The sequence below is a fragment of the Streptomyces sp. ERV7 genome, assembly GCF_001653515.1.
Lineage (GTDB): Bacteria > Actinomycetota > Actinomycetes > Streptomycetales > Streptomycetaceae > Streptomyces.
Genome location: NZ_LYOY01000040.1, coordinates 349,253 through 376,125 on the forward strand (window position 1 = coordinate 349,253; position 26,873 = coordinate 376,125).

Below are 26,873 nucleotides of genomic sequence, written 5' to 3' on the forward strand. Positions count from 1 at the left end.
ACCCGGCCGCCTCAGAGCGCCGGGTCCGGGATCGTGGCGTAGCGCTGCACCCACGCGTGCATCGCGATCGCGGCCGCCGCACCCGCGTTGATCGACCGGGTCGAGCCGAACTGGGCGATCGAGCACACCGCCGAGGCGTGCTCGCGTGCCTGCTCGGTGAGCCCCGGCCCCTCCTGCCCGAAGAGCAGCACACACCGCCGGGGCAGCACCGTGCGCTCCAGCGGCACGGCGCCCGGCAGATTGTCGATCCCGATGATCGGCAGCCCCTCGGCGGCCGCCCACGCCGTCAGCGACTCGGTGTCCGGGTGGTGGCGCACATGCTGGTAGCGGTCGGTGACCATCGCGCCGCGCCGGTTCCAGCGCCGCCGCCCCACGATGTGGATCTCCTTCGCCAGAAAGGCGTTGGCGGTCCGTACGACGGAGCCGATGTTGAAGTCATGGCCCCAGTTCTCCACCGCCACATGGAAGTCGTGGCGGCGGGTGTCCAGGTCCGCGACGATCGCCTCGCGCGTCCAGTAGCGGTAGGCGTCGACGACGTTGCGCCGGTCGCCGTGGGCGAGCAGCTCCGGGTCGTACCGCTCCCCCTGCGGCCAGGGCAGCGGGTGCGGCCCCACCCCGACCTCGGGCGTATAGCCGTCGTCGTACTGAAGCGGCTCCTGCGCCGGGGACTCGGCGGAGGGGGAAGGGCTGGGGCTGGTCTCGCTGCTCACGCCACGAGCGTACGGGGCCGCTGCTCCTCCTCCGTACGCCGCTGCGGGGCCGCCCGCCGCGCCAGCCGCTCGCGCAGCCGCCCGATGCGGCCGCCCAGCCAGCGCAGGAACCCGGTCGGCAGGAACACCGCGTCCGCCGCGATCATCGCGAGCGAGAAGAACGGCAGCCCGAGCAGCAGGGCGATGCCCGCGTGCTCCATCATCATCGCCACCAGCAGGACGTTCTTGACCCGGCGATTGAAGAGCGTGAACGGGAACGCCACCTGGACGGCGACCGTTCCGTAAGTGAGCAGCATGACGATCAGGCCGCTGCCGCCGAGGACGTCGGAGAGGGCGGGCCAGGGCGAGAAGTAGTCCAGGTGCAGCGGGTAGTAGAGCGCGGTGCCGTCCTGCCAGCGCGACCCCTGGATCTTGTACCAGCCGGCGGTCGCGTAGATCAGACAGACCTCGGCCATGATCACGACCATGGTGGCGTTGTGCGCGAGGTTGGCGACGACGTCGAGCAGGGCGCGCGGGTCGCCCTGCGCGTACCGCCCGGCCGCCCACCACAGCGCCTGTACGACCCACAGCGCCCAGAAGATCAGCAGCCAGCCACCGCCGGCGTCACCGAGCAGCGTGACGGCGACGAGGGCGACACCGAGGACGGCCCACAGCACGGGCCCCACCCGGTCCGTCACCGGCTCGCCGGAGCGGGCGGCGCGGGCAGCGGCCCGCTCGCGCCGGCGCGCGTCCAGCGACCAGACCTGGCCGCAGCGGGTGAGCACCAGATAGATCGCCATGAGGTGGATGACGTTGTCGCCGCCGTCCCCCATGAAGACGGACCGATTCTGCAGCGACAGCACGCCCACCATGAACAGCACGGACATGGTGCGGGTGCGCCAGCCGAGCATCAGCAGCGCGCTGGAGAGCACGGCGACGGCGTACACGACCTCGAACCACAGCGTGCTGTCCGTCCACAGCAGCGCCGTGAAGGCGTGGTTGCCGTCGACGAGCCGCTGGGCCATGTCCCAGCTCCACGGGCCGTCCGGGCCGTACAGCTCGCGGCGGTGCGGCAGCTCGCGCAGCAGGAAGAGCAGCCAGGTCGCGGAGAAGCCGATGCGGACGACGGCGCTCTGGTACGGGCCGAGCGCGGCGCCCGTGACCCGGCGCAGGGCCTGGGCGGGCTTGGAGTCGGGGGCCGGCGCGTGGGCCGTCACTGCTCGGGGCCACGTCTTCGCTGCTCGGAGCGGGTGCGGCAGTGCCAGGGGCGGCCTGCGGGCCGCCGTCGGCGGCGTCGGGCTCGGGCCGCCGGGGCTGCTCCTCCCCACCCGGCCCGTCCTTCTCGTCGTACGAATCCATCCCGCCCCGATCCCGGTCGGCTCCACTGGGTTATCCACAGGGTTGACACCCTACGGGCCGTCGACTCACCATTGAAGTCAATGGACCGAACGATCGGTCGGGCGCTAGTGGCCCGGCGGACGGCCCGGAATCGACCGCTCGGCAGGGAGCTCGGATGACGGCAGTGACCGCGGAGACCGGCACCAACAAGCACGGCTCACCAGCGGCGGACGAGAAGGACGCGGCGGCGTACGAGGCCGCGTTCGACGCCGCCGTGGCCGCAGACGAGCGCATCGAGCCGCGCGACTGGATGCCCGAGGCCTACCGGGCCTCGCTGGTCCGCCAGATAGCGCAGCACGCCCACTCCGAGATCATCGGCATGCAGCCCGAGTCCAACTGGATCACCCGCGCGCCCTCACTGCGCCGCAAAGCGATCCTCATGGCGAAGGTGCAGGACGAGGCAGGCCACGGGCTGTATCTGTACAGCGCGGCGGAAACCCTCGGCGTCAGCCGCGACGAGCTCCTCGACAAGCTCCACTCGGGCCGCCAGAAATACTCGTCGATCTTCAACTACCCCACCCTGACCTGGGCCGACGTCGGCGCCATCGGCTGGCTCGTGGACGGCGCCGCCATCACCAACCAGGTCCCCCTCTGCCGCTGCTCCTACGGGCCGTACGCACGGGCGATGGTCCGCGTCTGCAAGGAGGAGTCCTTCCACCAGCGCCAGGGCTACGAACTGCTCCTCGCCCTCTCCCAGGGCACCCCGGAACAGCACGCGATGGCGCAGGACGCGGTGGACCGCTGGTGGTGGCCCTCGCTGATGATGTTCGGCCCGCCCGACGACGAGTCGTCCCACTCGGCGCAGTCCATGGCCTGGAAGATCAAGCGCCACTCGAACGACGAGCTGCGCCAGCGCTTCGTCGACATCTGCGTCCCCCAGGCCGAGGCCCTCGGCCTCACCCTCCCCGACCCCGCCCTGCGGTGGAACGAGGAGCGGGGACACCACGACTTCGGGACGATCGACTGGACCGAGTTCTGGGACGTCCTCAAGGGCAACGGCCCGTGCAACGAACAAAGGATCACCCAGCGGCGCCACGCCCACGAAAACGGCGCCTGGGTCCGCGACGCGGCAGCCGCGTACGCGACCAAGCAGCACACGAACGGGGAGGCGACGGCATGACCGCACACGAATGGCCGCTGTGGGAGGTGTTCGTGCGCTCGCGCCGCGGACTGTCCCACACCCACGCCGGAAGCCTGCACGCCCCGGACGCCCAGATGGCCCTGCGCAACGCGCGCGACCTCTACACCCGCCGCTCCGAAGGCGTCTCCATCTGGGTGGTGCCCTCCACCGCCGTCACCGCCTCCTCCCCCGACGAGAAGGACTCCTTCTTCGAACCGGCCGGCGACAAGCCCTACCGCCACCCGACCTTCTACGAGATCCCGGACGGAGTGAAGCACCTGTGACGGCCACCCCGACCCCGGAGCAGACGACGGCCACCGCCGCGCTGGTCCTCGGCGACGACGCGCTGGTGCTCTCGCACCGGCTGGGGGAGTGGGCCGGACACGCCCCCGTCCTCGAAGAGGAAGTGGCCCTCGCCAACATCGCCCTCGACCTGCTCGGCCAGGCCCGCGTCCTGCTCTCCCTCGCGGGCGACGAGGACGAGCTGGCCTATCTGCGCGAGGAGCGGGCCTTCCGCAACCTCCAGCTGGTCGAGCAGCCCAACGGCGACTTCGCCCACACCATCGCCCGCCAGCTCTACTTCTCGACCTACCAGAAGCTGCTCTACGGACAGCTCGCGGCAGCCGACGGCGAACTCGCCGGGCTCGCCGCCAAGGCCGTCAAGGAAGTGGCCTACCACCAGGACCACGCCGAACAGTGGACCCTGCGCCTGGGCGACGGCACCGAGGAGAGCCACCGGCGGATGCAGCACGCGTGCGAGGCACTGTGGCGGTTCACCGCAGAGATGTTCCAGCCCGTCGACGGCGTCGACATCGACTGGCAGGAGACCGAGCAGACCTGGCTGGCCTCCGTCACCTCCGTGCTGCGGCAGGCCACCCTCACCGTCCCCGAAGGACCCAGGAACGGCGCCTGGGCCGCCGGAGCCGGCCGCCAGGGCCTGCACACCGAACCGTTCGGGCGGATGCTCGCAGAAATGCAGCACCTGCACCGCAGCCACCCGGGGGCGACATGGTGACCAGCACCGCCACGGCCACAGCCGACATGACACCCCTGGAACAGGAACTGGCCCGGCTCGCCGGATCGGTCCCCGACCCCGAACTGCCCGTGATCACCCTGGAGGAGCTCGGCGTCCTGCGCGGAGTCCACCTGGAGGGCCCCGGCAAGGTCACCGTCCGGCTGACCCCCACGTACACCGGCTGCCCCGCCATAGAAGCGATGACCGCCGACATCGAACAGGTGCTGCACGAGAACGGAATCCCGGACGTCTCGGTCGTCCGGGTGCTCTCCCCCGCCTGGTCGACCGACGACATCAGCGCCGAAGGCCGCCGCAAACTGGCGGAGTTCGGGATAGCGCCGCCCCGGCCCCACAGCACCGAGGGCCCCGTCGCCCTCACCCTCTCCGTGCGCTGCCCCCACTGCGGCTCCACCGACACCGAGCTGCTGAGCAGGTTCTCCTCCACGGCGTGCAAGGCACTGCGCCGCTGCGTGGCCTGCCGCGAACCGTTCGACCACTTCAAGGAGTTGTAGATGTTCCATCCACTCCGGGTGAGCGAGGTCGAACGGCTCACGGACGACTCGGTGACCGTCACCTTCGACGTGCCGCCGGACCTGCGCGAGGCCTACCGGCACCGCCCCGGCCAGCACCTCGCACTGCGCCGCATCGTGCAGGGCCAGGAGATCCGCCGCACGTACTCGATCTGCGCACCCTCCGTCGAACAGCCCGCCGCACCCGTGCTGCGCGTCGGCATCCGCCTCGTCGAAGGCGGCGAGTTCTCCACGTACGCCTTCAAGGAACTCACCGTCGGGGACGTCGTCGACGTCATGGAGCCGATGGGCCGCTTCATCCTGGAGCCCCGCGCCGGATACTTCGTGGCCGTCGTCGGCGGCAGCGGCATCACCCCGGTGCTGTCGATCGCCACGACCCTGCTGGAGCGGGAGCCCGAGGCTCGCTTCTGCCTCATACGCAGCGACCGTACGGTGTCGTCCACCATGTTCCTGGAGGAGACGGCCGACCTCAAGGACCGCTTCCCCGACCGTTTCCAGCTGGTCACCGCGCTCTCCCGGGAAGAGCAGCAGTCCGGACTGCCCTCCGGCCGGCTCGACCAGGAACGGCTGGCGGCGCTGCTGCCCGCGCTGCTCCCGGTGGAGGAGGTCGACGGCTGGTACCTGTGCGGACCGTTCGGTCTGGTCCAGGGCGCCGAGCGGGCCCTGCGCGAACTGGGCGTCGCACGCGGCCGCATCCACGAGGAGATCTTCCACGTCGACGAGGCCCCCACGCAGAGCACCGCGGCGGCCTCGGCCCCGGCGCACGCCACCTTGACCGCGACGCTGCACGGCCGCTCCGGCACCTGGCCGGTCCAGGACGGCGAGAAGCTCCTGGACACGGTGCTGCGGGCCCGTTCGGACGCCCCGTACGCCTGCAAGGGCGGGGTGTGCGGCACCTGCCGTGCGTTCCTGGTCTCGGGGGAGGTGCGGATGGACCGCAACTTCGCCCTGGAAGAGGACGAGACCGAGGCGGGCTATGTGCTGGCCTGCCAGTCCCACCCGGCGACCAAGGAAGTGGAGCTGGACTTCGATCGGTGAGGTGAGGTGAGGTGAGGCGGGGGGGAGGGTCGGGCACCGCGTCGGGGTCCGGGGCGACGGGGTGGGTGGAGGGGCGCTGGTCGGCGTCGTAGCCCCAGGCCTTGCGGGCGATGCCGAAGTCCACCCAGGTGTCGGTGAAGCGGGTGGCCTCGGTGAGGGTCTGGTAGCCCATGTACTCGGCGAACGACTCGTTCAGCCAGATGTCGTCCCACCAGCGCAGGGTGACCAGGTCGCCGAACCACATGTGGGCCATCTCGTGCGCGACGACCATGGCGCGGGTCTGGCGCTCGGTGTCGGTGACGGCCGAGCGGTAGATGAACTCGTCCCGGAAGGTGACCAGGCCCGGGTTCTCCATGGCGCCCGCGTTGAACTCGGGCACGAAGGCCTGGTCGTACGAGTCGAAGGGGTAGGGCTCGTCGAACTTCTCGTGGTAGCGGTCGAAGCACTGCCGGGTGATCTCGAAGAGCTCGTCGGCGTCGGCGTCCAGGTACGGCGCCAGCGAGCGGCGGCAGTGGAGGCCGAAGGGCAGGCCCGCGTGCTCGGTGGTGACCGAGTGCCAGGGGCCGGCGGCGAGCGCCACGAAGTAGGTGGAGAGCAGCGGGGTGGTGGCGGCCTTCCAGCGGCCCTCGCCCAGGTGCTCGGTGATGCCGTTGGCGAGCACGGTCCAGCCTTCGGGCGCGGTGACCGTGAGGTCGAAGACGGCCTTCAGGTCGGGCTGGTCGAAGGCGGCGAAGACGCGCTGCACGTCCTCCATGAAGAGCTGGGTGTAGAGGTAGGCCTCGCCGTCGGCCGGGTCGGTGAAGCGGTGCAGCCCCTCGCCGGTGTGCGAGTACGTCATCCGCGACTCGACGCGCAGCTCGTGCGGGCCCTCGGTGAGACCGGTGAGCGCGAGGCGGTTCTCGACCAGCGCGGCGGGGTCCAGCGGCTGTCCGTCGAGACTGACCGAGCGCAGGGTGGCCGGCTTGACCTCGACGAACGTGTCCCCGGCCGCGCGTGCGGTGAAATGGATGACGGTCTGGGAGTCGAAGGTCTCCTCGCCGGTGGTGAGATCGAGCTCGATCTCGTACCGCTGGACGTCGAGGAGCCGGGCACGGGTCTGCGCTTCGTCGCGCGTCAGTACGGACATGGGGGCCATGCTGCCCGATGCGCCCCCGTCCGCACACCGGGATTGCGTTGCGCTCTCAGCGCACGCGGCACCCGTGCGCGGGGCGGCTCAGGACGACTTGGCGATCGTCTCGTGGTGCCTGATCACCTCCGCGATGATGAAGTTCAGGAGCTTCTCGGCGAAGGCCGGGTCCAGCTTGGCGCTCTCCGCGAGGCGGCGCAGCCGTTCGATCTGCTCGGACTCGCGGGCCGGGTCGGCCGGCGGCAGCTTGTGCTCGGCCTTGAGGTGGCCGACCTGCTGGGTGCATTTGAAGCGCTCGGCGAGCATATGGACGACGGCCGCGTCGATGTTGTCGATGCTGTCCCGGAGCCGGGCGAGCTCCGCCTGCACGGAGGGGTCGATCGTGGTCATGGTCGTCGAGCTTACGTGGCCGCGCCCGGGATCGTCGGAGGGTGTTCAGGATCCGGGATCCGGCTGCTCCAGCCGCCGGGGACGGCCCGGCCCTGCTGCTCGCGGAAGCGGACCGGGGCGGTGCCGACACGCCGGGTGAACAGGCGGGAGAAGTAGGCGGGGTCGTCGTAGCCCACCCGGCGGGCCACGGCGGCGACCGGCAGCTCGGTGGCGGCGAGCAGTTCCTTGGCCCGGCCGAGCCGGATGCCCAGGAGGTAGTCCTTGGGGCTGCACCCCGCGCCCCGGCGCACCGCCGTGCGCAGCTCCGCGGGGGTCATGCCGTGCCGGGCGGCGTGCTCGGCCACCGACAGCGGCTGGAAGGCGTCGCGGGCCAGTGCCTGCAGGACCGGGTCGCCGTCGGGCGCGAGATCGGCGCGGGCGCGGCGCAGGGCGACGAGGAGTTCATGGACGGCGGCGCCCGTCTCGACCTCCAGGAGCGGGTTGCCCCGGCGGGCCGCCCGCGCGATCCGGCCGACGGCGGCCCGGGCGCCCGCCGTGTCGGCGAGCGGCACGACGGGCCGCTCGGGCTCGATGTAGCCGAGTTCGGTGTAGGTGGCGGTCGCGGGCCCGGTGAAGTCGACGAACGACTCGTCCCAGCCGGTGGCCGGGTCGGGCCCGTAGTGGTGCGGCACGCCCGGGGTGAGCCAGATCAGCGCGGGCGCGGTGACGGTGACCCGCCGCCCGTCCGCTCCCTTGAACCAGCCGCCGCCCGCGCCGATCACCACGGCGACGTGGTGGTCCAGGGTGCGCGGTCCGACCGTGGGCAGCGCGCCGTGCTGCATCCCGACGCCCAGGCAGACCAGGCCGAGCCGGTGGTGGACCTGGCTCGGCGTGAAATAGCGCATCCAGGTGTGGTACATGCCGGTTCCACCGCCTCCCGTCCCCCTTTGCGTCCAATCAGCGCCGATCTTTGTCCATGGACCCGCGCCCGCGCCAGGGGCGAGAGTGGCGGCGGTGGGAGAACGAGAGACGGGGGCGGGCCGTGGCCGACTTCACCGTGGGTGAGAAGGACTTTCTGCTGGACGGGCGGCCGGTACGGCTGCTGTCGGGGGCGCTGCACTACTTCCGGGTGCACGAGTCCCAGTGGGGCCACCGGCTCGCGATGCTGCGGGCGATGGGGCTGAACTGCGTCGAGACGTACGTTCCGTGGAACCTGCACGAGCCGGCCCCGGGCCGCCACCGGGACGTGGCGGCGCTCGGCCGGTTCCTGGACGCGGCGGGCGCGGCCGGACTGTGGGCGATCGTGCGCCCCGGCCCGTACATCTGCGCCGAGTGGGAGAACGGCGGGCTTCCGCACTGGCTGACGGGGGCGCTCGGGACGCGGGTGCGCACCCGGGACGCGGAGTACCTGGGACATGTGGAGCGCTGGTTCCGGGCGCTGCTGCCGCAGGTCGTGGCCCGCCAGATCGACCGGGGCGGCCCGGTGGTGATGGTGCAGGTGGAGAACGAGTACGGCAGCTACGGCTCGGACCGGGTGTATCTGCGGGCGCTCGCGGACCTGCTCGGCGAACTGGGCGTGAGCGTGCCGCTGTTCACCTCCGACGGCCCCGAGGACCATATGCTCAGCGGCGGCTGCGTGCCGGGCGTGCTCGCCACGGCGAACTTCGGCTCGAACGCCCGTGAGGGCTTCGAGGCGCTGCGCCGCCACCGCCCCGAGGGGCCGCTGATGTGCATGGAGTTCTGGTGCGGCTGGTTCGAGCACTGGGGTGCGGAGCCGGTGGCGCGGGACGCGGACGAGGCGGCCGGGGTGCTGCACGAGATCCTGGAGTGCGGCGCCTCCGTCAACCTCTACATGGCGCACGGCGGCACCAGCTTCGCCGGGTGGTCGGGCGCCAACCGGGACGGCGAGGAGCACCTCGGCGTCCTTCGGCCGGATGTCACGTCCTACGACTACGACGCGCCCATCGACGAGTACGGCCGCCCGACGCCGAAGTTCTGGGCGTTCCGCGAGGTGCTGGCGAAGTACGCCCGGGGCCCGCTGCCAAAGCCGCCGCCCGCGCCCGCGGCGCTGGGCGCGCCCGTCACCGTGCCGCTGACCCAGTGGGTGGCGGCCGAGGACGTACTGGAGGCGCTGGGGTCGGCGGAGGAGGTGTACGCGACGCCGCCGACGTTCGAGGAGCTGGACGTGGACCGGGGCGTGGTGCGCTACCGGTTCGAGGTGCCCGGGCCCCGGCAGCCGTATCCACTGCGGGTGCTCGGTCTGCGGGACCGGGCGGTCGTATACGTCGACGGGGTGCGGGCCGGGGTGCTCACCGAGGACGAGGCGGTGCTGCCGGAGCCGGTGGCGGGGCCCCGGCGGCCCCGGCCGCCCCGGCGCGGACCGCCGCCCGACGGCTCCCGGCCCCATGCCGGGCTCCCAGGTGCGGCGCTGGATCGAGATCAACGGCACCCGCCACCAGATCTCCCGCCCGACGCTGGTGCTGGGTCGCAGCACCGACGCCGATGTGCGGATCGACGACCCCGGCGTCTCGCGCCGGCACTGTGAGATCCGGACCGGAACGCCCTCGACGATCCAGGATCTCGGGTCCACCAACGGCATCGTGGTGGACGGGCAGCACACCACCCGCGCTACGCTCCGCGACGGCTCGCGGATCGTCGTGGGCAGCACCACCATCGTTTACCGGCAAGCCGAAGGGTGAAGCGGGGGCAATGTCAGAGCTGACCCTCACGGTCATGCGGTTGGGTTTCCTCGCCGTACTGTGGCTGTTCGTCATCGTGGCCGTCCAGGTCATCCGCAGCGACCTGTTCGGCACGCGTGTCACCCAGCGCGGTTCGCGCCGGGGCGGGGACACGGGCCGCCAGCAGACCGGCCGGCAGGCCGCCGCTGCCGCGCCGCCGCAGCAGCGCGGCCAGCAGGCCCCGCCGTCCGGCGGCCGCCAGCGCCGGGGCGCGCCCACCAAGCTGGTGGTGTCCGAGGGCACTCTCACCGGCACGACGGTGGCGCTCCAGGGGCAGACCATCACGCTGGGACGGGCGCACGACTCGACGATCGTCCTCGACGACGACTACGCGTCGAGCCGGCATGCCAGGATCTACCCGGACCGCGACGGCAACTGGATCGTCGAGGACCTCGGTTCCACCAACGGCACCTACCTGGACCGGACGCGGCTCACCACCCCGACCCCGATTCCGCTGGGCGCGCCGATCCGCATCGGCAAGACCGTCATCGAGCTGCGGAAGTAGTACGACAATGAGCGAGCGGAGCGAGCGAGCCGCGGCGGTCCGGACGACGGACCGGGACGGGCTCCCGACCGGAGGGTGGGCAGTGTGGCTCGACATGACCGGCTGTACCCCGAGCCGACGGGCGAGGTGGGCATGAGTCTCTCCCTGCGCTTCGCCGCCGGATCGCACAAGGGCATGATCCGCGAGGGCAACGAGGACTCCGGTTACGCCGGTCCCCGTCTCCTCGCCATCGCCGACGGCATGGGCGGCCAGGCCGCCGGTGAGGTCGCCTCCTCCGAGGTGATCTCCACCCTGGTCACGCTCGACGACGACGTGCCCGGCTCCGACATCCTCACGTCGCTGGGTACGGCGGTGCAGCGCGCCAACGACCAGCTGCGCATGATGGTCGAGGAGGACCCCCAGCTGGAGGGGATGGGCACCACGCTCACCGCTCTGCTGTGGACGGGCCAGCGCCTGGGCCTGGTGCACGTGGGCGACTCGCGCGCGTATCTGCTGCGCGACGGCGTGCTCACCCAGATCACACAGGACCACACCTGGGTGCAGCGGCTGGTGGACGAGGGCCGCATCACCGAGGAGGAGGCGACGACGCATCCGCAGCGCTCGCTGCTGATGCGCGCGCTGGGCAGCGGCGACCACGTCGAGCCGGACCTGTCGATCCGCGAGGTGCGGGCGGGCGACCGCTATCTGATCTGCTCCGACGGCCTGTCGGGGGTGGTGTCCCACCAGACGATGGAGGACACCCTCGCCAGCTACCAGGGCCCGCAGGAGACGGTGCAGGAGCTGATCCAGCTCGCGCTGCGCGGCGGCGGCCCGGACAACATCACGGTGATCATCGCCGACGTCCTGGACGTCGACTCCGGTGACACGCTGGCCGGCCAGCTCAGCGACATCCCGGTGATCGTGGGCGCGGTCGCCGAGAACCAGCTCCAGCTCAACGACGACGGGGCGATGCAGACCCCGGCCGGCCGTGCCTCGGGGCTCGGCCGTCAGGCACCGCCGCAGGGTGGCTTCGGCCCGCCCGGCAGCGGTGACGAGAGCGGCTACGGCGCCCCGCCCGAGGGCTCCTTCGGCGCCTACACGGACGAGGACTTCGTCAAGCCGCGGCGCGGCAAGTGGCTGAAGAGATCCGCCTACATCGTGCTCGCCCTGGCCGTGATCGGCGGCGGTCTCTACGGCGGCTACCGCTGGACGCAGACCCAGTACTTCGTCGGCTCCAAGGACGAGCACGTCGCGCTCTACCAGGGCATCAGCCAGGACCTGGCCTGGGTGAAGCTGTCGAAGGTGGAGACCGACCACCCCGAGATCGAACTCAAGTACCTGCCGCCGTACCAGCGCAAGCAGGTCGAGGCGACGATCGCCGAGAGCAGCCTCACCAAGGCCCAGGCCAAGATCACCGAACTGTCCACCCAGGCGTCGGCGTGCAAGAAGGACGAGCAGCGGCGCGCCGCCGAGAGCCAGAACCCGCCGAAGACCGGTACGACGGCCTCCCCGTCGCCCGGCAAGACCGGTTCCACCAAGACCACCGCCACTCCCACGCCCGGCCCCAGCCTCTCGGAGGAAGAGCAGAAGCTGGTCCCGCAGTGCGGTAAGCAGTAGGCAGCCGTAGGGGGCCTTTCCACACCATGAGCGTTGTCACCAACACGACCACCATCGGCGCGATCGACGCACCGAGCCGTCGCAACACCGAGCTCGCGCTGCTCGTCTTCGCCGTCGCCATCCCGGTGTTCGCGTACGCCAACGTGGGCTTGGCCATGACCGGCAAACTGCCTTCCGGCATGCTCGGTTACGGGCTGGGCCTCGGGCTCCTCGCGGCCGTCGGGCACCTCGTGGTGCGCAAGTTCGCCCCGTACGCGGACCCGCTGCTGCTGCCGCTGGCGACGCTGCTGAACGGGCTGGGCCTGGTGATGATCTGGCGCCTGGACCAGTCACCGCGTCTGATCCAGAGAGCCAAGAGCGCCTTCGGTGCCTTCCACCCGGACGCGCCCAAGCAGATGCTGTACACGGCGATCGGCGTGGCGCTGTTCATCGGCGTGCTCATGCTCCTCAAGGACCACCGGATCCTCCAGCGCTACACGTACATCTCGATGGCGTTCGCGCTGTTCCTGCTGATCCTGCCGATGTTCTTCCCCGCGGTGAACGGCGCCAAGATCTGGATCTCCATCCCCGGTCTGGGCACGATCCAGCCCGGCGAGTTCGCGAAGATCATCATCGCGGTGTTCTTCTCCGGCTACCTGATGGTCAAGCGGGACGCGCTGGCGCTCGCCAGCCGCCGTTTCATGGGCCTGTACCTGCCGCGCGGCCGTGACCTCGGTCCGATCCTCGTGGTGTGGGGCGTCTCGATCCTCATCCTGGTCTTCGAGACCGACCTGGGCACCTCGCTGCTCTTCTTCGGCCTCTTCGTGATCATGCTGTACGTGGCCACCGAGCGCACCAGCTGGATCGTCTTCGGTCTGCTGATGTCGGCGGCCGGCGCGGTCGCCGTGGCCTCCTTCGAGCCGCACGTGCAGTCCCGGGTGAACGCCTGGCTCGACCCCTTCGCCTGCTACAAGACCGACAAGACCGGCGCCTGCGAGCAGATCGGCCAGGCGATCATGTCGTTCGGCTCCGGTGGCACGCTCGGCACGGGCCTGGGCCAGGGCAACTCCGACCTGATCGGCTTCGCCGCCAACGCCGACTTCATCCTCTCCACCGTCGGTGAGGAGCTGGGGCTGGCCGGGATGATGGCGATCCTGCTGATCTACGGCTTGATCGTGGAGCGGGGCGTGCGCACCGCGCTCGCCGCCCGCGACCCGTTCGGCAAGCTGCTGGCGATCGGCCTCTCGGGCGCGTTCGCGCTCCAGGTCTTCGTCGTCGCCGGCGGTGTGATGGGTCTCATTCCGCTGACCGGTATGACCATGCCGTTCCTCGCACAGGGCGGCTCCTCGGTCATCGCCAACTGGGCGCTGATCGGCATCCTGATCCGCATCAGCGACACCGCCCGGCGCCCGGCGCCCGCCCCTGCCCCGTCCCCCGACGCCGAGATGACCCAGGTGGTCCGACCGTGAACAAGCCCCTGCGACGGATCGCGATCTTCTGCGGGCTGCTGATCATGGCCCTGATGATCCGCGACAACTGGCTCCAGTACGTGCGCGCCGACGAACTGAACGCGCACAAGTACAACCGCCGGGTCCAGATCGAGCGGTTCGCCCATGAGCGCGGCAACATCATCACGGCCGACGGCCAGCCGATGACCGCGTCCAAGGAGACCTCGGGCAGCGACTACAAGTTCAAGCGGACCTGGAACAACGGCGCCCTGTGGTCGCCGGTGACCGGGTACAACTCGCAGGCCTTCGACTCCTCGCAGCTGGAGAACATCGAGGACAAGATCCTCTCGGGCAACGACGACCGGCTCTTCTTCGACCGGACGCTCTCGATGTTCACCGGTGAGAAGAAGCAGGGCGGCAACGTCGTCACCACCCTCAACAGCGCCGCCCAGAAGGCCGCCTTCGAGGGCCTCGGCGACAAGAAGGGCGCGGTCGCCGCGATCGACCCGCGCACCGGCGCGATCCTGGCGCTGGCCTCGACGCCGTCGTACGACCCTTCGGTCTTCGCGGGCAACACCAAGACGGACTCCGAGGCCCGCCAGAAGCTGCTCAGCGACAAAGACAAGCCCATGCTGAACCGGGCGCTGCGCGAGACCTACCCGCCGGGCTCCACGTTCAAGGTGGTCACCGCCTCGGCGGCGCTGGAGAACGGGCTGTACTCCAGCATCGACGAGCCGACCCGCTCGCCGCTGCCGTACCAGCTGCCGCAGTCGACGACCCCGCTGAAGAACGAGGGGACCATCCCCTGCGAGAACGCCACCCTCAAGGTGGCGCTCCAGTGGTCCTGCAACACCGTCTTCGGCAAGATCAGCGATGACCTCGGCAACCAGAAGATGATCGACGAGGCCAACAAGTTCGGCTTCAACGACGAGGTCTTCACCCCCGTCCGGGCCGACGCCAGCGTCTACCCCAAGGACAACCGGCCGCAGAACGCGATGGCCGGCATCGGCCAGGCCTCCAACCGCGCCACCCCGCTCCAGATGGCCATGGTCGCCGCCGCCGTCGCCAACGACGGCAAGCTGATGAAGCCGTACATGGTCGACCAGCTCCAGGCACCGAACCTCGACGTCCTCTCCAAGACCCAGCCGGAGAAGATGAGCCAGCCGCTGTCGGCGGCCAACGCCCAGAAGGTCCAGGCGCTGATGGAGAACGTCGTCACGGACGGCACGGGCAAGAAGGGTGCCATCGACGGCGTCACCGTCGGCGGCAAGACCGGTACCGCCCAGCACGGCCTCAACAACAGCGAGAAGCCGTACGCCTGGTTCATCTCGTACGCCAAGACCGACCAGGGCTCCCCGGTCGCCGTCGCCGTGGTCGTCGAGGACGGCGAGGCGCACCGCGGCGACATCTCCGGTGGCGGTCTGGCCGCTCCCATCGCGAAGGCTGTGATGAAGGCGGTGCTCAAGAAGTGACCCCGGGACGTTTCACGTGAAACAGTCCTCGTTTCACGTGAAACGTCTCTCGCGCCCTGTACCGGTCCGGTATCAGCTGACGGTCGCGGACGGATCCGCTTCCGGTGCCCGGTAGCGTATGCGCGAACAGCACACCGCCGGACCACACACACGGGTGCGGTCGGGACTGACGGAGAGGGCTGGAACGTTATGGAAGAGCCGCGTCGCCTCGGCGGCCGGTACGAGCTGGGCCAGGTGCTCGGCCGTGGTGGCATGGCGGAGGTCTACCTCGCGCACGACACCCGGCTCGGCCGCACTGTCGCCGTGAAGACGCTGCGGGCCGACCTCGCCCGCGACCCGTCCTTCCAGGCCCGGTTCCGCCGTGAGGCCCAGTCCGCCGCCTCGCTCAACCACCCGGCGATCGTCGCTGTCTACGACACCGGCGAGGACTATGTCGACAACATCTCCATTCCGTACATCGTCATGGAGTACGTCGACGGCTCCACCCTGCGTGAGCTGCTTCACTCCGGGCGCAAGCTGCTGCCCGAGCGCACGCTGGAGATGACGGTCGGCATCCTCCAGGCCCTGGAGTACTCCCACCGCGCCGGCATCGTCCACCGCGACATCAAGCCGGCGAACGTCATGCTGACGCGCACCGGCCAGGTCAAGGTCATGGACTTCGGCATCGCGCGGGCCATGGGCGACTCCGGTATGACGATGACGCAGACCGCGGCCGTCATCGGCACCGCCCAGTACCTCTCGCCGGAGCAGGCCAAGGGCGAGCAGGTCGACGCCCGCTCCGACCTGTATTCGACGGGCTGCCTCCTGTATGAGCTGCTGACCGTCCGGCCGCCGTTCGTCGGCGACTCGCCGGTCGCGGTCGCCTACCAGCACGTACGGGAAGAGCCGCAGCCGCCGAGCAACTTCGACCCCGAGATCACGCCCGAGATGGACGCCATCGTCCTGAAGGCGCTGGTCAAGGACCCGGACTACCGCTACCAGTCGGCCGACGAGATGCGCGCCGACATCGAGGCCTGCCTCGACGGCCAGCCGGTCGCCGCGACCGCCGCCATGGGCGCGGTCGGCTACGGCGGCTACGACGCCTACACCTCGGGCCCGCAGGACCAGCCGACGGCCGCGCTGCGTCCCGCGGACGCGGCGGGCCAGACGTCGATGCTGCCCCCGGTCAACCCGGACGACGGCTACGGCTACGACGACCGCCCCGACCGCCGCCGCCAGAAGAAGTCCCACACCTCGACGATCCTGCTGGTCCTCGCCGGTGTGCTGGTGCTCGTCGGCGCGATCCTGATCGGCAAGTCGGTCTTCGGCGGCAACGGCGACAGCGGCCAGGTGCCGGTGCCGCAGCTGGTCGGCGAGACCCAGAAGTCCGCCGAGACCCTGACGGCGAACGTCGGCCTCAAGCTCACCGTGTCCAAGACCGAGCCCTGCGCCGACCAGCCCAAGGGCAGCGTCTGCAGCCAGAGCCCGACCAGCGGCAAGCTGAAGAAGGGCGACGCCGTCACGGTCGTCGTCTCCACCGGCGCGCCCAAGGTCGAGGTCCCGGACGTCACGGAGAAGAAGAAGGACAACGCGAGCCAGCTCCTCCAGGACAAGGGCTTCACCGTGAAGACGACCACGGTCGAGTCCGAGTCCGAGGAGGGCACGGTCGTGAGCCAGGACCCCAAGGGCGGCCAGCAGGCCGAGAAGGGCTCCGAGGTCACGCTCTCCATCGCCAAGAAGAAGACGTCCAAGATCCCCGACGTCACGAACACCGACTACACCGCGGCGGTGGCCCAGCTCAACACGCTCGGCTTCACCAATGTCTCCCGCCAGGACGTCGACTCGGAAAAGCCCGCCAACCAGGTCGTCGACCAGACGCCCAAGGGCAACACCAACCAGACCAAGGACGTCCAGATCGTCCTGAAGGTCTCCAAGGGCCCGCAGACGCCCACGCAGGTCCCCGTGCCGAACGTGTTCGGCAAGACGGTCAAGCAGGCGACCGAGATGCTCAACGCGGCCGGATTCAGCAACATCCAGTTCGCGCCGGGCAGCTCCAGCGACGAGAAGGCGCGGGTCACCTCGCAGACCCCGCCGGCCAACACGCCGTCCGACCCGACCACCACGGCGATCGTCCTGACGACGATCGGCGGGGGCGGCAACCAGGACGGCGGCGGGAACTTCCCGTTCGGCGGCCCGTCCGGCGGCTGACCACCGGCACAGCGCGAAGCCCCGGTCCCCTTCACAGGGGGCCGGGGCTCTTCCGTACGTACACGGCTGCCCAGAGGCGGCCAGGGGGCTCTAGCGCAGCTCCACGGGCTTGGTGCGCTTCTCGTCGACCTTCTGGGTGCGCACCAGCTCACCCCACACGATGTAGCGGTAGTCGGAGGTGTAGACGGGCGTGCACGTCGTCAGCGTGATGTAGCGGCCCGGCTTCTTGGCGCCCGACTCCTTCGGCACCGGCTGCAGGACGTCGACGTTGTACTTCGACGTCTCCTTGAGCTCGGCGAACGTCTTGTAGACGTACCAGGTGTCCTTCGTCTCGAAGACGATCGGATCGCCGGTCCTTATCCTGTCGATGTTGTGGAACTTCGCGCCGTGGCCGTCGCGGTGCGCGGCCAGCGTGAAGTTGCCCTTGGTGCCGCTCGCGGGCAGGACCGCCTTCAGCGGGTCGGTGTAGTAGCCCGCCACGCCGCCGTTGAGCACCTTGGTGTCGGTGCCCCGCTTGACCAGCACCTCGCCGTTCCTCATGGCGGGTACGTGCAGGAAGCCGATGCCGCCCTTGGTGTCGAGGGCGCCGGGGCCGCTGTTCGCCCAGTCCCGGCGCACGTCCTTGCTCTGCTTGGCGGCCTCGCGGTCCGCTATGACGTTGGTCCACCACAGCGAGTAGACGACGAAGAGGCCGAGCACCAGCCCGGCCGTGATCAGCAGCTCGCCGATGACGCTGACGACCCCGGCGACCACACCGCGGCGGCGCGGTCGCGGCGGGACGGGGGCCTCGGTCTGCTGCTCGTCGTGCTCGGTCCTCAACTCCACCGCACCTGTCTGTCGTTCCGTCAGCCGGCGAGCGCTTCGGGCAAGCCCTTGCTGCGCGGTCGTTCGTCGACCATCTTGCCCCACACGATCATTCGGTACGTACTCGTGAACTCGGGGGTGCAGGTCGTCAGCGTCAAGTAGCGGCCCGGCCGGGTGAACCCCGCGCCGACCGGGATCGGCTTGAGCACCGAGACGTTCTTGGGGCTGGTCGACGGGAGCATGCCGGTGATCGCGTACGTGTAGTACGCCTGCTGGGTCTCCACGATCACCAGATCGCCCGGCTTGAGCCGGTTGATGTAGCGGAAGGGCTCGCCGTGCGTGTTGCGGTGCCCGGCGACCGCGAAGTTGCCCGTCCTGTCCCCCGGCATCGCGGTCTTCAGACTGCCCTGGCCGTAGTGGCCGACCATGCCCTTGTCGAGGACCTTGTGCTTGTTGGTGCCCTCGGCGACGGGGACGACCACGTCCAGCTTGGGGATGTGCATGATGGCGAAGCCCTTGCCGGGCGCGAACACACCGGGGGCCTTCTTGCCGCTGGCCCAGTCGTGGGTGATCTTCTTCGCCTCGCTGCCCGCCTGCTGATGGGCGCGGATGTTGGTCCACCACAGCTGGTACGTGACGAACAGGAGCATCACCACGCCGAGCGTGATGAACAGTTCGCCGATGATCCGGCTGGCCACCACGGCCGCGCTGTCCTTGCGGGCCTTGGCGGCGCGGCGCGCCTCGGCGCGGGTCGGCGGACGCCCGGTCTTCGCCGGCTCGGCGGGCGCGGAGGCGGCCGAGGCCCGGTGTCCGCGCGCCTTGGCGGCCCGGCGCCGCTCGGCCCGGCCGCCGGTGGGGGGCGCGGGCGTCTCCGCTATTCGCTTGAGCGCCATGGTGGCGTCGTCGAAGGAGACCTCGTCGGGACCGGGCTCGGGCTCGAACACGGTCCCGGGCACCGGTCCGGGCTGCGGCAGGGGCTCCGGTACGGGGTCCGCGGCGGGCTCCGCGTACCACTCCCGCACGGGCGGGGCCGCCGCTTCCGCCACGCGCGCGTAGGCGTCCACGCGCGCGTAGGGGTCGCCGCCCGGCACCTGGACCTGGGGCTCGGCCTGGACCTGCTCCTGCGGGATGTTGTCCGCCCTGAACCACGGCGACCCGTGACCGCCCGCCGGGAGGGGGTCCGTCAGCGGGTCGTATTCGTGCTCGGGCCGGACGGCCGTCACGCCGCGGCCTTGCCCACCACCGGTGCCAGGCCTGCCGACCGCTCGACGGCTCCCTTGTCCCCGCACCGCACCAGCCAGTTGGCGAGCATCAGATGGCCGTGTTCGGTCAGGACCGACTCGGGGTGGAACTGGACGCCCTCCACGGGCAGTTCCCGGTGGCGCAGCCCCATCACGATCCCGTCGGCCGTCCGGGCGGTGACCTCCAGCTCCGCGGGGAGCGTGGCGGGCTCGGCGGCCAGCGAGTGGTACCGGGTGGCGGTGAACGGCGAGGGCAGCCCCTGGAAGACGCCGACGCCGTCGTGCAGGACCGGCGAGGTCTTGCCGTGCAGCAGCTCGGGCGCCCGGTCGACCACGCCCCCGTACGCGACCATCATCGACTGCATGCCGAGGCAGACGCCGAAGACCGGCACCCCGGTCGCCGCGCAGTGGCGCACCATGTCGACGCAGACACCGGCCTGCTCCGGCGCGCCCGGGCCGGGCGAGAGCAGCACGCCGTCGAAACCGTCCTGCGCGTGCTCCAGGGACACCTCGTCGTTGCGTACCACCTCGCACTCCGCGCCCAGCTGGTACAGGTACTGGACCAGGTTGAAGACAAAGCTGTCGTAGTTGTCCACGACGAGAACGCGTGCGCTCATCGGGTCGCTCCTCTGCCCTGGTCGACGGTGACATCGTTGAACGGCAGCAGCGGCTCCGCCCACGGGAAGATGTACTGGAAGAGCACATAGACAATCGCCAGTACCAGTACGAGCGAAGTGAACGCCCGTACCCACGCGTTGCCCGGCAGATGCCGCCAGATCCAGCCGTACATGCTGTCCGCTGTCCCTTCCGACGATCGTTACCGCACCAGACTAAGGGTCGGCGCTGTCGACAGGGGCTCAGCCGGTCAAAGCCCGGGGCTTGCCCCGGGCCACGGGCAGGGTGGAGTCGAGGTGGGCCCAGGCGATCAGCCGGTGGCTGCTGCCCCACTCGGGATCGCAGGTGGTGAGGGTCAGATAGCGGCCGGGGGAGCGGAACGGCGACTTGGCGGGGACCGGGTCGATGACCCCCACATCGCTCGGCACGGTCCGGTAGGGCTTGTTGTCGAGGCGGTAGGTGAACCAGGTCGTCCCGTCGGTGAGCACCACCGCGTCGCCGGGCCGCAGCTCGGGGAAGTCCTTGAACGGGTCGCCGTAGGTGCGCCGGTGCCCGGCCACCGAGAAGTTGCCCGGCTGCCCGAGCCGTGTGGTGGTGGCGTAGTGCCCGAGGCCCTTCTGGAGGTCCTTGACCCCGGTCCCCTCCAGCACGGGCTTGTGCCAGTCCCCGCCCAGCCTGGGGATGTACATGACCGCGAAGGACTTGCCCGCGGTGTACGGGGCGGGGGCGGGCGGCGCGACCGGCTCGGGCGCGCTCGCGGCGGGGGTGCGCGCCCACTGGTGGTGCAGCTCGGATATCTGGCTGTCGGCGGCGCTGTCGGCCTTCACCCCGGTCCAGTACAGGACGTACGCGACGAAGAGGACGATCAGGGCGCCGATGGTGATGCACAGCTCGCTGAACGTCCTGACGACCAGCCGCACCGAGACCACAGGCACCGGGCCGCCCCCTCCCGCGCTATCCCACCGGCTTCGCGTAGTGGAGATCCACTGTGCCCGAGTAGCCGGGCAGAGTCACCGCCTTGTGCTCGTCGACTTTCCAGCCCAGCCCGTACGCCTTCACATACAGCTGGTAGTTCTGGATCGCCGGGGAGTCGGCGAGCGCCCGGCGCAGCTTCCCGGGATCACCGACCGCGGTGACCTTGTACGGGGGCGAGTAGACGCGGCCCTGGAGGATCAGGGTGTTGCCGACGCAGCGCACGGCGCTGGTGGAGATGAGCCGCTGGTCCATGACCTGGATGCCCTGGGCGCCGCCCTGCCACAGCGCGTTGACCACGGCCTGGAGGTCCTGCTGGTGGATGACCAGGTCGTTGGGCTGCGGGGGCGGGTAGCCGGGCCGCGAAGTCGGGCGCGGCCCCCTCGTACGCGGGCGCGGGCCCCGCCTTGCCCCGCACGCCCACCCGGAGCGTCACGGGGTACGTCCCCGTCCGGGCGAGCTGGGGGCTGAGGCTGACCGCCAGGTAGTAGTCGCCCCCGAAGCGCAGCGCGCCGACCGAGTCCGAGGTGGAGTGGCGGTTCTTGTACGCCACTGGCGGGAACGGCTGGAAGAAGACGGTCGCGGGCTTCCCGTCGTACCCCGTGTACACGTCCGCGACCGGGCCGAGCGCCGGGTTGTAGAGGCGCACGTCGATGGCGTTGGCCACATAGACGCTCCCGGCGGCACGGCCCAGTTCGGCGGTGGCGAACACCTGCTGCCCCCAGCCGACCGGAACGCGGTAGAACAGCGTCGTGCCCGGCCGCAGCGCATCGCGCCAGGCGCCGCCGCTCAGCGGGGGCGCGTCGGCGAAGCCCGCACCGCCGTGCGCCGTGCGCGCCGCCGAGGAGGGCGCGGGCGGCGAGGCGGTCGCCCAGTGCGTGGGTGCGGTCGTCGGCTCGTCGGCCGTGAGCCGCGGCTCCCTGGTGTGCCGCAGCTCCAGCCCCCACTCGCCGGGCGCGGAGGCCGCTTTCCCGATCCGCTGGACCAACACGTAGTACGGGCCCGCCGCCTGACAGGGCGTCTGATGGCGGTTCAGGCCCCGTGAGACGTACGTGGCGATCGGCCTGGGGTACTCGGGAGAGCTGAAGACGGCCTGGCCGGTGTCGCAGGTGTTGCCGTCGCGGTCCTGGAGCGTGAGCTCGATGCCGTCGCCGTAGGCGACCTCGGTGTCCGGGTTCGGTACGGCCACGGCCGACACATAGGCGTCTCCGGTGGCACCCAGGTCGACCTGGTAGTAGGTCTTCGCGCCGGACCCGACGGCCGACCGGTACACCGTGCCGGCCGCCAACCGAGGCGCGCCCCGGCCGGTCGCCGCTCCGGTGACCGGCCGAGCATGGGGGTCGTAGCCGTAGGAGCCCTCAGCGCGGTACGGGCGGTGCGGCTGCGGCCCGTTCGCGGCCCGGGCCCCCTGGCCCGGGAGGACCGCCAGCGTGCACAGCACGGCCACGGCGGCCGCGGCCCGGCCCTTCCCACGCTGGTTCGTCATGCCGCCGCGCCCCCTTCAATTTTGCTTCTGCAAGCCATTGATTTGCGCAGGTGAACCCGTGGGGACGGCTGCCCCGGGCACATGACAGCACAGAGCCCCGGCCGCGTCGGCGGCCGGGGCTCTGCAACTGGACTCTGTGGGGCTCACACACCCGAACCTGCGGGCACGGAGTCGGTCGCCTCCGTCCACAGGTCCTGCTCGGCGCGATCCGCCTGGATCTGGCGGTACACGAGGAGCCCGCCAATGGCGGCCAGTGCGACCAGGAGGAGCTTCTTCACCGCGCGACCTCGTCTTTCCTTGACGTAAGGGACCTCTGTCGCCCGACTATACACACCGATCGATATCAATCGGTGATGGTCCATCCGAGTGCAGTTCATCGGAAGATCCGCCCATAACGGTGCGTCGCGCCCTCGCTCTCCGCCGCTCGTACACATCATGAGATACAACGCAAATCGGGCAACCCGGAACGGCATAGAAGCGAGGAAGTCATGGCAACCAGCAAGCTCACGACGTGGTGGACCGCACTCATCGGCGCGCTCGTCGCCCTCCTCGCCTCCCTCGGCCTGACCGGCCAGGCCACCGCCGCCGCTTCCGTACCGCAGCAGGGCGCCGCGCACCACCGGAGCGACATCCTCGCCCCCGAGACGCCGAACGTGCGATGGGCCCTGCCCAGTGCCTCGGCGCTGCCGCCCACGATGAAGCAGCGCATCCGCGCCGAGGCCCACGGGTCGTCGCCCTCGACCCGGCACCTGCCCGGAGCCCACGACGAGAACGAAGGCGGCGACGGGGCGCAGGCCACCTCGCCCGACGAGACGGCGCAGGCCCCCGCCCTGGCCGACGAGGCGCCGCCCGCCTCCTCCTGATCCCTCCCGGCTCTGCCCGAGCCCGCGCACCACGAGCCCGGCGACTCCCCCGAGTTGCCGGGCTTCTTCGTGTGCGTACGTACGTAGTACGTACGCGAAGGACCCGCACCGGGGCCCGGCCCACCGGACATCCGCCGCTCAGGGCGCACCGAAGCCCACGGCACAACGAAAAGGTCCCCGGACATGTCGTCCGGGGACCTTCTGCACTGTGGGGCTAACAGGATTTGAACCTGTGGCCTCATCCTTATCAGGGATGCGCTCTAACCAACTGAGCTATAGCCCCGCCGCGCTCTGCGGGGTGTCCCCCGCGCGCTGACCTCTGAAGATTAGCGCACGTGGGGGCCAGTCCCAAAATCGATGGCCGCCCCCGGTCCGACCTGCGGCAACCCGCGCTTACTCGTCCTCGGCCAGCGTGAGCTCGATGCCGCCCACGAAACCGGCCGAGAGGTTGTAGATGAACGCGCCGAGCGTCGCCAGCGCGGTGGCGAGCACCACGTCGATGACCGCGATCACCGAGGTGAAGATCAGCACGCGCGGCAGCGACAGGAAGGACTGCAGGTCGAAGCCGTTGGACTCGTTGGAGCCCGTGGCCTCGCTGATGGTCCCGCCCACCGACGAGAAGACGCCCATCGCGTCCATGACCATCCACAGCACCGCCGAGGCCACCACCGTGCACACGCCCAGCGCGATGGAGAGCAGGAAGCTGACCTTCATCACCGACCACGGGTCGGCCTTGGCCACCCGCAGCCGCGCCTTGCGGGTGCGCGGGGTCGTACGCGCCCCCGTGCGGGGGCGGCGCACGGCGGGGCCGCCACCGCGCTGCTGACCGCCCTGCGTCCCGTTCTGGGACGGCTGGTAGGCCTGCGGCGGGTGGTACGGCTGCGCGGGGCCCGATCCGGACTTCTCGCGCTCGCCGGGCAGTGCCCCGTAGTCGGACCGGGCCTCAGGCCCGCGGGTGTCGGTCACCGTTACCCCCTGGGAGTCCGCGGCAGGGCCACGGGCACCGTTCGCTCCGGAAGCGGCCGATCCGGCGCCCGTGGCTCCACTCACGCTTTACTCCTCGTGCTCCCCGGCCGAGGGCTCGATGCCCTCGACTGCGGCCTCGGCAGACTCGCCCTCGGCAGCGTCGATCTCGGCCCCTTCGGGACCGTCGACCTCTTCAGCCTCGCGACCGGCCTCGGCGTTACGAGCGATGCCGACCACGGCATCGCGCTTGCCCAGGTTGATCAGTTGGACGCCCATGGTGTCACGGCCCGTCTCCCTGACCTCGTTGACTCGCGTACGAATCACACCACCGCCGAGCGTGATGGCGAGGATTTCATCGGTCTCCTCGACCACCAGCGCACCGACCAGCGAGCCCCGGTCCTCAACGATCTTGGCGGCCTTGATTCCGAGGCCACCGCGACCCTGGACGCGGTACTCGTCGACGGGGGTCCGCTTCGCGTACCCGCCGTCGGTGGCGGTGAACACGAAAGTACCGGGCCGGACGACATTCATCGAGAGCAGCTCGTCGCCCTCGCGGAAACTCATCCCCTTGACGCCCGAGGTGGCGCGTCCCATCGGGCGCAGGGCGTCGTCCGTCGCCGTGAAGCGGATGGACTGCGCCTTCTTGCTGATGAGCAGCAGATCGTCCTCGGCCGACACCAGCTCGGCGCCGATCAGCTCGTCCTCGCCGCCGGACTCCGTCTCACGGAGGTTGATGGCGATGACACCACCCGATCGGGGCGAGTCGTAGTCCTTGAGCGATGTCTTCTTCACCAGGCCGGACTTGGTGGCGAGGACCAGGTAGGGCGCCGCCTCGTAGTCGCGGACGGCGAGGATCTGGGCGATCTTCTCGTCCGGCTGGAAGGCCAGCAGGTTCGCCACGTGCTGACCGCGCGCGTCCCGGCCGGCGTCCGGCAGCTCGTACGCCTTGGCCCGGTAGACCCGGCCCTTGTTGGTGAAGAACAGCAGCCAGTGGTGCGTGGTCGAGACGAAGAAGTGGTCGACGATGTCGTCCTGCTTCAGCTTGGTGCCCCGTACGCCCTTGCCGCCGCGCTTCTGCGACCGGTAGTCCTCGGTCTTGGTGCGCTTGACGTAGCCGCCGTTGGAGATGGTGACGACGATGTCCTCTTCGGCGATCAGGTCCTCGATGGACATGTCACCGTCGAACGGCACCAGCTTGGAGCGCCGGTCGTCGCCGAACTTCTCGACGATCGCGGCCAGCTCCTCGCTGATGATCTGGCGCTGGCGCTCGGGCGAGGCGAGGATCGCGTTGTACTCGTTGATCTTCGCCTGGAGCTCGTCGTGCTCGGCGACGATCTTCTGGCGCTCCAGGGCGGCGAGCCGGCGGAGCTGCATCTCCAGGATCGCGTTGGCCTGGATCTCGTCGATGGAGAGCAGGCCCATCAGGCCCTCGCGCGCGACCTCGACGGTGTCGCTGCGCCGGATCAGCGCGATGACCTCGTCGATGGCGTCGAGCGCCTTGAGCAGACCGCGCAGGATGTGGGCCCGCTCCTCGGCCTTGCGCAGCCGGAACCTGGTACGCCGGACGATGACCTCGATCTGGTGCGTCACCCAGTGGCGGATGAACGCGTCCAGCGAGAGCGTGCGCGGCACGCCGTCGACGAGCGCCAGCATGTTGGCGCCGAAGTTCGTCTGGAGGTCGGTGTGCTTGTACAGGTTGTTGAGGACGACCTTGGCGACCGCGTCGCGCTTGAGCACGATGACCAGGCGCTGGCCGGTACGGGAGCTGGTCTCGTCCCGGACGTCGGCGATGCCGCCGACCTTGCCGTCCTTCACCAGGTCGGCGATCTTCTGCGCCAGGTTGTCGGGGTTGGTCTGGTACGGAAGTTCCGTGACCACCAGGCACTGGCGGTTCTGGATCTCCTCGACCGCGACCACCGCGCGCATGGTGATCGAGCCGCGCCCGGTGCGGTACGCCTCCTCGATGCCCTTGCGGCCGACCACGAGGGCGCCGGTCGGGAAGTCGGGGCCCTTGATGCGCTCGATCAGCGCGTCCAGGAGCTCCTCGTGCGAGGCCTCGGGGTGCGACAGGAACCACTGGGCGCCGTCCGCCACCTCGCGCAGGTTGTGCGGCGGGATGTTGGTGGCCATACCGACGGCGATCCCCGCCGAGCCGTTGACCAGCAGGTTCGGGAAGCGCGCCGGCAGGACCGTCGGCTCCTGGTTGCGGCCGTCGTAGTTGTCCTGGAAGTCGACGGTCTCCTCGTCGATGTCGCGGACCATCTCCATGGCCAGCGGCATCAGCTTGCACTCGGTGTACCGCATGGCGGCGGCCGGGTCGTTGCCCGGGGAACCGAAGTTGCCGTTGGAGTCCACCAGCGGCATGCGCATCGACCAGTGCTGGGCGAGGCGCACGAGGGCGTCGTAGATCGAGGAGTCGCCGTGCGGGTGGTAGGTACCCATGACGTCGCCGACGACGCGGGCGCACTTGTAGAAGCCCTTCTCGGGCCGGTAGCCGCCGTCGTACATCGCGTACAGCACACGGCGGTGGACGGGCTTCAGACCGTCCCGTACGTCCGGCAGCGCGCGCGAGACGATGACGGACATCGCGTAGTCGAGGTAGGAGCGCTGCATCTCCGTCTCGAGCCCGACGGGCTCGATGCGCAGTACAGGTTCTTCCTCGGTGGGTTCAGTGGTCGCGGGAGTGTTCTCGTCGGCCATTGCTGGTTCTCAAGTC

25 protein-coding genes, 1 tRNA gene and 2 pseudogenes are annotated in these 26,873 nt (G+C 70.3%); 13 read left to right on the forward strand and 15 right to left on the reverse strand.

Annotated elements, in window-relative coordinates; translation table 11 throughout:
• Positions 1-11: 11 nt before the first annotated feature.
• Positions 12-710: a TrmH family RNA methyltransferase gene (locus A8W25_RS16060; RefSeq protein WP_067162091.1), complete on the reverse strand. Its 699-nt coding sequence runs from the start codon at positions 708-710 to the stop codon at positions 12-14.
• Complete coding sequence (locus tag A8W25_RS16065; protein ID WP_067162092.1) at positions 707-1,906, reverse strand: HTTM domain-containing protein; 1,200 nt, start codon at positions 1,904-1,906, stop codon at positions 707-709. The genes A8W25_RS16060 and A8W25_RS16065 overlap by 4 nt, the downstream gene beginning before the upstream one ends.
• 296 nt (positions 1,907-2,202) lie before the next feature.
• Here A8W25_RS16065 and paaA point away from each other — a divergent pair, with 296 nt between their 5' ends.
• From paaA to A8W25_RS16090, 5 genes are read left to right on the forward strand one after another with little or no spacing between them, the layout of a single operon-like run.
• Positions 2,203-3,207 carry a 1,2-phenylacetyl-CoA epoxidase subunit PaaA gene (gene paaA / locus A8W25_RS16070; protein ID WP_067162094.1) on the forward strand — a complete coding sequence of 335 codons (1,005 nt, stop codon included), beginning with the start codon at positions 2,203-2,205 and terminating at the stop codon, positions 3,205-3,207.
• Complete coding sequence (gene paaB, locus A8W25_RS16075) at positions 3,204-3,491, forward strand: 1,2-phenylacetyl-CoA epoxidase subunit PaaB (RefSeq protein WP_067162096.1); 288 nt, start codon at positions 3,204-3,206, stop codon at positions 3,489-3,491. The genes paaA and paaB overlap by 4 nt, the downstream gene beginning before the upstream one ends.
• Positions 3,488-4,222, forward strand: coding sequence for a 1,2-phenylacetyl-CoA epoxidase subunit PaaC (paaC, locus tag A8W25_RS16080; protein WP_067162098.1), 735 nt, complete (start codon positions 3,488-3,490; stop codon positions 4,220-4,222). The genes paaB and paaC overlap by 4 nt, the downstream gene beginning before the upstream one ends.
• Positions 4,216-4,734, forward strand: coding sequence for a 1,2-phenylacetyl-CoA epoxidase subunit PaaD (gene paaD / locus A8W25_RS16085; RefSeq protein WP_067162099.1), 519 nt, complete (start codon positions 4,216-4,218; stop codon positions 4,732-4,734). The genes paaC and paaD overlap by 7 nt, the downstream gene beginning before the upstream one ends.
• Positions 4,735-5,790 (forward strand): 2Fe-2S iron-sulfur cluster-binding protein, encoded by a 1,056-nt coding sequence (locus A8W25_RS16090; protein WP_067162101.1) that lies wholly within the window; start codon positions 4,735-4,737, stop codon positions 5,788-5,790.
• 28 nt (positions 5,791-5,818) lie between these two features.
• Here the strand turns inward: A8W25_RS16090 and A8W25_RS32440 are convergent.
• The 3 genes and pseudogenes from A8W25_RS32440 to A8W25_RS16105 all read right to left on the reverse strand — a co-directional run.
• Positions 5,819-6,916, reverse strand: a pseudogene (locus A8W25_RS32440) (M1 family metallopeptidase); the annotation flags it as partial.
• Positions 6,917-7,003: 87 nt separating this feature from the next.
• Positions 7,004-7,306: a chorismate mutase gene (locus A8W25_RS16100; protein WP_067162105.1), complete on the reverse strand. Its 303-nt coding sequence runs from the start codon at positions 7,304-7,306 to the stop codon at positions 7,004-7,006.
• An 11-nt stretch (positions 7,307-7,317) separates the two neighbouring features.
• A complete protein-coding gene (locus A8W25_RS16105) occupies positions 7,318-8,205 on the reverse strand; it encodes a helix-turn-helix domain-containing protein (protein WP_067162106.1) in 888 nt (295 codons plus the stop codon).
• A gap of 122 nt (positions 8,206-8,327) precedes the next feature.
• Between A8W25_RS16105 and A8W25_RS16110 the strand changes: the two genes are divergently transcribed.
• The 7 genes from A8W25_RS16110 to pknB all read left to right on the forward strand — a co-directional run bounded on the left by A8W25_RS16110 (position 8,328) and on the right by pknB (position 17,210).
• Positions 8,328-9,830: a glycoside hydrolase family 35 protein gene (locus A8W25_RS16110; RefSeq protein WP_199831764.1), complete on the forward strand. Its 1,503-nt coding sequence runs from the start codon at positions 8,328-8,330 to the stop codon at positions 9,828-9,830.
• Positions 9,763-9,984, forward strand: coding sequence for an FHA domain-containing protein (locus tag A8W25_RS16115; RefSeq protein ID WP_416069051.1), 222 nt, complete (start codon positions 9,763-9,765; stop codon positions 9,982-9,984). The genes A8W25_RS16110 and A8W25_RS16115 overlap by 68 nt, the downstream gene beginning before the upstream one ends.
• 10 nt (positions 9,985-9,994) lie before the next feature.
• Complete coding sequence (locus tag A8W25_RS16120) at positions 9,995-10,528, forward strand: FHA domain-containing protein FhaB/FipA (RefSeq protein WP_067162108.1); 534 nt, start codon at positions 9,995-9,997, stop codon at positions 10,526-10,528.
• A 132-nt stretch (positions 10,529-10,660) separates the two neighbouring features.
• Complete coding sequence (locus A8W25_RS16125) at positions 10,661-12,124, forward strand: Stp1/IreP family PP2C-type Ser/Thr phosphatase (protein ID WP_067162110.1); 1,464 nt, start codon at positions 10,661-10,663, stop codon at positions 12,122-12,124.
• A 26-nt stretch (positions 12,125-12,150) separates the two neighbouring features.
• Positions 12,151-13,572: an FtsW/RodA/SpoVE family cell cycle protein gene (locus tag A8W25_RS16130; protein WP_067162112.1), complete on the forward strand. Its 1,422-nt coding sequence runs from the start codon at positions 12,151-12,153 to the stop codon at positions 13,570-13,572.
• The gene (locus tag A8W25_RS16135) at positions 13,569-15,023 is read left to right on the forward strand and encodes a peptidoglycan D,D-transpeptidase FtsI family protein (protein WP_067162114.1); all 1,455 of its coding nucleotides are present in this window, start codon (positions 13,569-13,571) and stop codon (positions 15,021-15,023) included. The genes A8W25_RS16130 and A8W25_RS16135 overlap by 4 nt, the downstream gene beginning before the upstream one ends.
• A gap of 189 nt (positions 15,024-15,212) precedes the next feature.
• Positions 15,213-17,210, forward strand: a complete 1,998-nt coding sequence (gene pknB, locus A8W25_RS16140; RefSeq protein WP_067162116.1) for a Stk1 family PASTA domain-containing Ser/Thr kinase — start codon at positions 15,213-15,215, stop codon at positions 17,208-17,210.
• A gap of 90 nt (positions 17,211-17,300) precedes the next feature.
• On the opposite strand, the gene A8W25_RS16145 is transcribed toward pknB, so the two are convergent.
• From A8W25_RS16145 to A8W25_RS34930, 7 genes and pseudogenes are all read right to left on the reverse strand, one after another.
• On the reverse strand, positions 17,301-18,035 hold the full coding sequence (locus A8W25_RS16145; protein WP_067162118.1) for a class E sortase: 735 nt from the start codon (positions 18,033-18,035) through the stop codon (positions 17,301-17,303).
• Between the two features lie 20 nt (positions 18,036-18,055).
• The gene (locus A8W25_RS16150) at positions 18,056-19,237 is read right to left on the reverse strand and encodes a class E sortase (RefSeq protein WP_067162120.1); all 1,182 of its coding nucleotides are present in this window, start codon (positions 19,235-19,237) and stop codon (positions 18,056-18,058) included.
• On the reverse strand, positions 19,234-19,872 hold the full coding sequence (locus tag A8W25_RS16155) for an aminodeoxychorismate/anthranilate synthase component II (protein WP_067162121.1): 639 nt from the start codon (positions 19,870-19,872) through the stop codon (positions 19,234-19,236). Before A8W25_RS16155 ends, A8W25_RS16150 begins: the two co-directional genes overlap by 4 nt.
• Positions 19,869-20,045: a hypothetical protein gene (locus tag A8W25_RS34405; protein ID WP_180357215.1), complete on the reverse strand. Its 177-nt coding sequence runs from the start codon at positions 20,043-20,045 to the stop codon at positions 19,869-19,871. Before A8W25_RS34405 ends, A8W25_RS16155 begins: the two co-directional genes overlap by 4 nt.
• Before the next feature lie 67 nt (positions 20,046-20,112).
• The gene (locus A8W25_RS16160) at positions 20,113-20,790 is read right to left on the reverse strand and encodes a class E sortase (protein WP_067164119.1); all 678 of its coding nucleotides are present in this window, start codon (positions 20,788-20,790) and stop codon (positions 20,113-20,115) included.
• Between the two features lie 34 nt (positions 20,791-20,824).
• Positions 20,825-21,220 (reverse strand): annotated as a pseudogene (locus tag A8W25_RS16165) (DUF881 domain-containing protein); the annotation flags it as partial.
• Between the two features lie 1,251 nt (positions 21,221-22,471).
• Entirely contained in the window at positions 22,472-22,606 is a 135-nt protein-coding gene (locus A8W25_RS34930) for a DLW-39 family protein (protein ID WP_003958712.1), read from the reverse strand.
• A 210-nt stretch (positions 22,607-22,816) separates the two neighbouring features.
• Between A8W25_RS34930 and A8W25_RS16175 the strand changes: the two genes are divergently transcribed.
• Positions 22,817-23,191: a DUF6344 domain-containing protein gene (locus A8W25_RS16175; RefSeq protein ID WP_067162125.1), complete on the forward strand. Its 375-nt coding sequence runs from the start codon at positions 22,817-22,819 to the stop codon at positions 23,189-23,191.
• A gap of 209 nt (positions 23,192-23,400) precedes the next feature.
• On the opposite strand, the gene A8W25_RS16180 is transcribed toward A8W25_RS16175, so the two are convergent.
• The 3 genes from A8W25_RS16180 to gyrA all read right to left on the reverse strand — a co-directional run bounded on the left by A8W25_RS16180 (position 23,401) and on the right by gyrA (position 26,857).
• Positions 23,401-23,474, reverse strand: a tRNA-Ile gene (locus tag A8W25_RS16180).
• A 110-nt stretch (positions 23,475-23,584) separates the two neighbouring features.
• A complete protein-coding gene (locus tag A8W25_RS16185; protein WP_067162127.1) occupies positions 23,585-24,157 on the reverse strand; it encodes a DUF3566 domain-containing protein in 573 nt (190 codons plus the stop codon).
• 87 nt (positions 24,158-24,244) lie between these two features.
• The gene (gyrA, locus tag A8W25_RS16190; protein ID WP_067162129.1) at positions 24,245-26,857 is read right to left on the reverse strand and encodes a DNA gyrase subunit A; all 2,613 of its coding nucleotides are present in this window, start codon (positions 26,855-26,857) and stop codon (positions 24,245-24,247) included.
• Between the last annotated feature and the right edge of the window lie 16 nt (positions 26,858-26,873).

Coding starts and splice junctions, on each gene's coding strand:
- paaA (WP_067162094.1), top strand. CDS start 2,203: ATGACGGCAGTGACCGCGGAGACCGGCACCAACAAGCACGGCTCACCA.
- paaB (WP_067162096.1), top strand. CDS start 3,204: ATGACCGCACACGAATGGCCGCTGTGGGAGGTGTTCGTGCGCTCGCGC.
- paaD (WP_067162099.1), top strand. CDS start 4,216: ATGGTGACCAGCACCGCCACGGCCACAGCCGACATGACACCCCTGGAA.
- A8W25_RS16090 (WP_067162101.1), top strand. CDS start 4,735: ATGTTCCATCCACTCCGGGTGAGCGAGGTCGAACGGCTCACGGACGAC.
- A8W25_RS16100 (WP_067162105.1), bottom strand. CDS start 7,306: ATGACCACGATCGACCCCTCCGTGCAGGCGGAGCTCGCCCGGCTCCGG.
- A8W25_RS16105 (WP_067162106.1), bottom strand. CDS start 8,205: ATGTACCACACCTGGATGCGCTATTTCACGCCGAGCCAGGTCCACCAC.
- A8W25_RS16120 (WP_067162108.1), top strand. CDS start 9,995: ATGTCAGAGCTGACCCTCACGGTCATGCGGTTGGGTTTCCTCGCCGTA.
- A8W25_RS16125 (WP_067162110.1), top strand. CDS start 10,661: ATGAGTCTCTCCCTGCGCTTCGCCGCCGGATCGCACAAGGGCATGATC.
- A8W25_RS16130 (WP_067162112.1), top strand. CDS start 12,151: ATGAGCGTTGTCACCAACACGACCACCATCGGCGCGATCGACGCACCG.
- pknB (WP_067162116.1), top strand. CDS start 15,213: ATGGAAGAGCCGCGTCGCCTCGGCGGCCGGTACGAGCTGGGCCAGGTG.
- A8W25_RS16155 (WP_067162121.1), bottom strand. CDS start 19,872: ATGAGCGCACGCGTTCTCGTCGTGGACAACTACGACAGCTTTGTCTTC.
- A8W25_RS34405 (WP_180357215.1), bottom strand. CDS start 20,045: ATGTACGGCTGGATCTGGCGGCATCTGCCGGGCAACGCGTGGGTACGG.
- A8W25_RS16175 (WP_067162125.1), top strand. CDS start 22,817: ATGGCAACCAGCAAGCTCACGACGTGGTGGACCGCACTCATCGGCGCG.
- gyrA (WP_067162129.1), bottom strand. CDS start 26,857: ATGGCCGACGAGAACACTCCCGCGACCACTGAACCCACCGAGGAAGAA.